Source organism: Streptomyces sp. CBMA123 (assembly GCF_014596465.1).
Classification (GTDB): domain Bacteria; phylum Actinomycetota; class Actinomycetes; order Streptomycetales; family Streptomycetaceae; genus Kitasatospora.
Genome location: NZ_MECK01000326.1, coordinates 1 through 5,322 on the forward strand (window position 1 = coordinate 1; position 5,322 = coordinate 5,322).

The window sequence follows — 5,322 nt, forward strand, 5'->3', positions numbered from 1 at the left end:
GACGAGCGTGGTCTTGCCGACGCCGAAGCCGCCCGCGATGACGATCTTCGCGGAGGTGGTGGCGCGGGTGGGGGCGGCCGCGTTAGAGCTTGCGAAGTCCACTGAGGACCCTTTCGAGCAGCGTGACGTCGGGCTGGTTTCCGGATTCGCCGCCGGAAGCGGGCTGGTGGATGGCGACCAGGCCGGCCTCGGCCAGGTCGGCCACGAGGATGCGGGCCACTCCCAGGGGAAGTGAGAGCAGCGCGGACACCTCGGCGACGGACTTGACCTCCCGGCACAGCGTGCAGATCCGCTGGTGCTCCGGGAGGAGGGTGGCCAGGCGCTGCGGGTCGACGTCGGCGGAGACCAGGGCCTCCAGCGCGAGCTCGTAGCGGGGCCGGGTGCGACCGCCGGTCATGGCGAACGGCCGGATCAGCGGGCCGGAGTCCGGCTCGTCCTCGAACTCCTCGACGTGCCCGGGCTCCTGGGCGGGCCGGTGGCCGGGGGCCGCGGCGGGCGCGGGGCCCGGCGGCGCCGGGTAGCCGGGCGGCGGGGTGTCGAAGGCGGACTGCTGCCGGGCGTACGGGTCGTACTGCTCCTCGGGCCGGGTGTACGGGTGCTGGGGCTGCCCGTACTGGTCCCGACCGTATGGCTGACCGTGGCCGGCGCCGGGTGCTCCGAAGGCGTCATGGCCTGTGCCAGGGTACGGAACGCCGTACTGGCCGCTGCGGTCGTCGGGCGGTGTCACGGTTCCTCTCCTCACAAGGTGCGGCGGTGCGGTGCGGGCTTCGGTACGAGTCCGGAGCCGGTGGTGCGAAGGCCGTACAACGTCCGAACCCGAGCCCGCCGAAGCGGGCCCGGGAAGGACGCGGAGGTACTTCGAATACCTGGACGGTATCCGACGAACCGTCAGTGCAGGAGACTGCCCTGGAGTTCCGCGCGGAGTGCGGGGGTGAGGACGGCGCCGGCCCGGTCGACGAGCAGGGCCATCTCGTAGCCGACGAGGCCGATGTCGGAGTCGGGCGCGGCGAGGACGGCGAGGGCGGAGCCGTCGCTGACGGCCATGAGGAAGAGGAAGCCGCGCTCCATCTCGACGACGGTCTGGTTGACCTCGCCGCCTTCGAAGATCCGGCTGGCGCCGGAGGTGAGGGAGGTGAGGCCGGAGGCGACGGCGGCGAGCTGGTCGGCGCGGTCGCGCGGGAAGCCTTCCGACATGCACAGCAGGAGGCCGTCCGCGGAGACCACCACGGTGTGGGACACCCCGGGGGTGTTGTCCACGAAATTGGTGATCAGCCAGTTCAGGTTCTGTGCGGCCTGGCTCATCTGAGTCAACTCAACGCTCCTGGTGGTTCGAGCCGCCGAAGAGATCGGTGCTCCGGTTCTGTCCGTTGCCGGACTGGTCTACCTGATCGGGGTCGATCCGGAAGCTTCCGGTGTTGCCGGCGCTGCGGCCCTGCTCCACACCGCGGCGCAGGTTGGTGAGGCGGCCACGGACCTCCTCGGGGCTGCGGGAGACCTGCGGCCCGTCCTGCGGAGTGGGCTTGGCGTTGCCGGGCACCAGGTTCTGCTTGGGCACGCGGCGGGGCAGTCCGGCCCCGGTGGTGCCGGCGGACGAGGGCTCGCGGAGCTGCTCGGCGCGCTGCCAGTCACCGTCGTTCGGCGACTGCCAGGGGGAGGAGGTCGGGCCGGTCGGGCCGTAACCGCCCAGTGCGGACACGTCGTGGCCGCGGGTCTCGGCGGGCGCCGAGGGCGCCGAGGTGTCCTTGGCGCCGGCGAACCAGTTCGGGGTCTCCCCGGACGGGCTGCCGACGGCCGGGGCGCTGCCCGGGCCGCCGCTCGCCAGCTGCTGGCCGGGGCGGCGCTGGGGCAGCCCGGACGGCAGGGTGGTGGAGGGCTCGGCGGCGGGCAGGGCGGGCGGCTCCGGGGCGTACGGGTGGCCGGCGGGGGCCTCCTCGGCCTGGTGGCCGTACTGGTCGGCGTACTCGTCCTGCTGGTAGCCGCCCTGCTGGTAGCCGTACTGGTCGTCGGCGTAGGCGGTCTGGTCGTAGCCCTGCTGCGGGTACTGGCCGTAGCCGTCCTGGGCGTACTCGTCCTGCTGGTAGCCGCCCTGCTGGTAGCCGTACTGCTCGTCGTTGCCGTAGCGGTCGTCCGGGTAGGCGCCCTGCTGGTAGCCCTGCTGCGGGGCGTACTGGTCGTAGCCCTGCTGGTAGTCCTCCTCGACCTCGGCGTCCACCACCGGCGACTCCGGGGCGCTCTCCAGGGCCGCGCGGCGGACCTGGTCGAGGCGCTGGGAGCGCTGGACGGCCTCCAGGGCCGGGCTGAAGCCGGAGGAGCCGGCGTTGCCGATGCCGGTGAGGTGGTCGTCGAAGCCCAGCTCGGCCGCGCTGCGGCCGCCGTTGTCCGGCGCCCACTCGGCGGCCGGCTCCTGCTCGGCGAAGATCCGGGAGACGGTGAACTGCTCCTCCGGCTCCGGGGCGATCGCGGACCGGGTGACGAACGGCGGGAGCATGACCAGCGAGGTGGTGCCGGCCGACTCGCCGGACGGGCGGAGCTGGACGCGGATGTCGTGCCGCTGGGAGAGCCGGCCGACCACGAAGAGGCCCATGCGACGGGAGATGGTGGCGTCGACCGTGGGCGGCTCGGCCAGCTTCTCGTTGATCTCGGCGAAGTCCTCGGCGGTGAGGCCGATGCCCTTGTCGTGGATCTCGACCAGGACGCGGCCGTCCGGCAGGCGGGTCGCGTTGACCAGCACCCGGGTCTGCGGGCTGGAGAACGAGGTGGCGTTCTCCAGCAGCTCGGCGAGCAGGTGGACGAGGTCGGTCACGGCGGCGCCGACGACCTCGACCTCCGGGATGCCGGACAGCTCGACGCGCTCGTACTGCTCCACCTCGGAGGCGGCGGCGCGCAGCACGTCGACCAGCGGGACCGGGGTGTTCCAGCGGCGGCCGGCCTCCTCGCCCGCGAGGACGAGCAGGTTCTCACCGTTGCGGCGCATACGGGTGGCCAGGTGGTCCAGCTTGAAGAGGTTCTCCAACTGGTCCGGGTCGGCCTCGTTGTTCTCCAGGTCGGTGATCAGCGCCAGCTGGCGCTGGATCAGGCCCTGGCTGCGGCGCGACAGGTTGGTGAAGATCGCGTTGACGTTCCCTCGCAGCAGGGCCTGCTCGGCGGCGAGCGCCACGGCCTGCTGGTGGACCTGGTCGAAGGCCCGGGCGACTTCGCCGATCTCGTCCTTGCCGTGCAGCGGGATCGCGGTCACCGAGGTGTCGACCCGCTCGGGGTCGGTCTTGGAGAGCTTCTCGACCAGGTCCGGCAGGCGGTGGTCGGCGATCTCCAGGGCGGCGCTGCGCAGGGTGCGCATGCCGAGGATCATCGAGCGGGCGACGTAGCCGGTGAGCAGGCCGGCCAGGATCAGTGCGGCGACGACGATGACCGTGTTGAGGATGGCGTCGTAGAGCGCGTTGTCCTTGAGGTCGCGGGAGTTGGTGAGGACCTCGTCCAGCAGCGCGACTTCGGTGTTCCGCAGGGCCTGGATGTGGGTCCCGGCGGCCTGGTTCCAGTTGTCCGGGGTCAGACCGGAGTTCTTGGCCTCGGCGTACGCGGCGTCGGCCGCGGCCTTGCCCTTCTGCTGCCCGGCGGCGGCGGCCTCGGCGTAGTTGCCGGCCAGTGCCAGCAGGCCCTGCATGCTGGGCGCGGAGCCGTTCGGCATCTTGAAGGCCGAGCGGTCCTGGGCGGTGGCCAGGGCGACCTGGGCGTCCGCGTACTTCTTGGCGTCCTCGGGGTCGGCGCCGGTGTTGAACTCGGTGAGGGAGACCTGCTCCAGCTTCTCGGCGACCAGGATCTGCTGGGTCATGTCCTGGTTCTCGTAGCGCGTGGTCACGCCCTGCGAGATGCCGACCAGCAGGCTCAGCATGAGCGAGCGCTGGGTCGACGCGGAGGCCTTGGCCAGCGACATCGCGTAGATCGCGCGGCCCTTGCTGGTGGCGTTGGCGGAGCCGTTACCGACCGAGTTGTCGTAGGCCAGCAGCGGCGCGAACAGCGCCGAGTAGGCGTTCGCGGTGGCGCTGGCGAACAGCTCCTTGGTGTACGCGACCTGCCGCAGGTGGGGGAGGTCGCCCACCAGGGCCTGGAAGGCCTCGTGGCGGCGCGGCAGCTCGCCGGACTTGTCGGACGCGGCGTACGCGGCGTTGTAGGCCTTCAGCGCGGCGTCGGTGTCGGCGCGGCGCTTGGTGACCTCGTTGTTCGGGTCCTGCCCGGTGAGCAGGGGTATCAGGGTCTTGTCGCGCTCGTTCTCGAACGCCTCGGCGAGTTCGGTCGCCGCCTTGGCGAGTTCCGCGGTCTTCTCGGCGCGGGATGCCTTGATGTAGCCGTCGACCGAGGTGTTCACTCGCAGACCGCCGAAGACGAGGCTGATGATCACGGGGATCAGCAGGATCGCGATCAGTCGGGTCGGCACGCGCCAGTTGCGCGGGCGGAGGAAGTCGTACCGGCTGGAGCCGCCCTCGCCCGGTGAGCCCGCCGGACCCGCACCCGGGCGCGGCTCCTTGCCGGCCGTCGGGGGCTTGGGGGCCTGGGCGGCCTGGGCGCGCTCCTCGGCGGGAGTGAACGCGGAGAATCCGGCCTGTTCCGCGGCGCCGCCGTTCGGCGTGCTCTGGCGGGGCTCGGAGCGCCGCTGCGGGGCGGGTTGCTGCTTACGCCTCACTCGACAACTACCTCTCGGCCGACTAGCCGGCCATGGATCAATCCAGCGCTACCCCCGGGGCCCTGGCCCGCCGCCGGACGGCCGGCTCGGGATATTCAGGGGCAGCTGGAATTTCAGCACGTGCAGGGATGGGGGACAAACAGCCGTCGCATGACACCCGTGCCGGAACAATCCGGACAATCAACGACATGACGGAGCAAATCCGTGGTCATCTGGCGCTGAGTGACGCTGATTCGCCACGCTGCGTCATTGTTGATCACAAAATGCCTACCGAACTGTTATCCGCTGCTTATACACGGGTCTTGCGCGCGGCCCCCGGAGGACACCGGCCGGTAAGGCAGCGCCGCCCCGGCGACCCGTCAGTGTGACGGCTCACCGGGGCCAGGCGGTTCCCGTTACTCACGCCTCCGGGGCCCTCGGACCCTTCGGCTCGGCGCCGACCTCACGCCCTCGCCTCCGGGGCGCGTCGACCGCGCCGACGGGCGGCGCGGAGCCCGCGCGCGCGTCCTCCTACCGGAGTCGGGCGAGGAGGGCGTGTTCGACGAGGGTGATGAGGGCGCTTTTGGCGCTGTCCCGGCGGCGGGCGTCGAGGGTGATGACGGGGGTTTCGGTGCTGAGTTGGAGGGCTTCGCGGACTTCGTCGG

3 protein-coding genes and 2 pseudogenes are annotated in these 5,322 nt (G+C 71.6%); all 5 read right to left on the reverse strand.

Features of this window, described 5'->3' with window-relative positions; genetic code table 11:
- Window positions 1–102: pseudogene (locus BG452_RS29215) on the reverse strand (ATP-binding protein); the annotation flags it as partial.
- A complete protein-coding gene (locus BG452_RS47825; protein WP_188307359.1) occupies window positions 83–727 on the reverse strand; it encodes a DUF742 domain-containing protein in 645 nt (214 codons plus the stop codon). The gene BG452_RS47825 and the pseudogene BG452_RS29215, both read right to left, overlap by 20 nt.
- A 161-nt stretch (window positions 728–888) precedes the next feature.
- A complete protein-coding gene (locus tag BG452_RS29225) occupies window positions 889–1,302 on the reverse strand; it encodes a roadblock/LC7 domain-containing protein (RefSeq protein ID WP_030248297.1) in 414 nt (137 codons plus the stop codon).
- 10 nt (window positions 1,303–1,312) lie between these two features.
- A complete protein-coding gene (locus BG452_RS29230; protein ID WP_317621282.1) occupies window positions 1,313–4,678 on the reverse strand; it encodes a nitrate- and nitrite sensing domain-containing protein in 3,366 nt (1,121 codons plus the stop codon).
- A 510-nt stretch (window positions 4,679–5,188) separates the two neighbouring features.
- Window positions 5,189–5,322 (reverse strand): annotated as a pseudogene (locus BG452_RS29235) (ATP-binding protein); the annotation flags it as partial.

What these genes read in the sequence shown, in the direction of transcription:
- BG452_RS29225 (WP_030248297.1), bottom strand. Translation starts at nt 1,302, where the DNA reads ATGAGCCAGGCCGCACAGAACCTGAACTGGCTGATCACCAATTTCGTG.